The organism is Pantoea sp. Tr-811 (genome assembly GCF_011752535.1).
GTDB lineage: Bacteria > Pseudomonadota > Gammaproteobacteria > Pseudomonadales > Pseudomonadaceae > Aquipseudomonas.
Map to the genome: position 1 here is coordinate 1 of NZ_VWXJ01000071.1, position 423 is coordinate 423.

The 423-nt window shown below is 61.0% G+C and carries 1 protein-coding gene; it reads right to left on the reverse strand.

Annotation, left to right across the window (positions count from 1 at the left end):
- Positions 1-388: immunoglobulin-like domain-containing protein (locus tag F3J44_RS29470; RefSeq protein ID WP_167278013.1), on the reverse strand; the 388-nt coding region annotated here is incomplete at its 3' end.
- Positions 389-423: the final 35 nt, after the last annotated feature.

Genomic DNA, 423 nt, shown 5'->3' on the forward strand with positions numbered 1-423 from the left:
TGTTCGGCGCAACGAAGTTGACCGAACCGGAGCTATCGCCCACGGCGATGGTGATGGTTTGGCCGTTAGCCAGCGAAACCACCAGCGGAGCGCCAGTTACCGGCGCTGTAACGGTCGCGGTGTAAACGACAGTGCCGCCTTCGGTCACGCTTGGCGAGGCGGTCAGCGTGACGGTCGAAGTGTCGATGGTGTCGGTCACCGAAGTGACTGCTGGAGTCGAGCTGACATTCAGCTGCTCGAAATCGCCACCGGTGGTGCCGGTCACAGTCACGCTGACATTACCGGCGTCGACGTACACGGTGTTAGCCGGTGCAGGAACGGTAATGCTGCCTTCGGACTGGCCCTTGGCAATGGTGATGGTTTCACCGTTGCTCAGGGTCACCTTCATTTCGGTGCCAGCTGGGTTGGTCAGCGTGGCGGTGT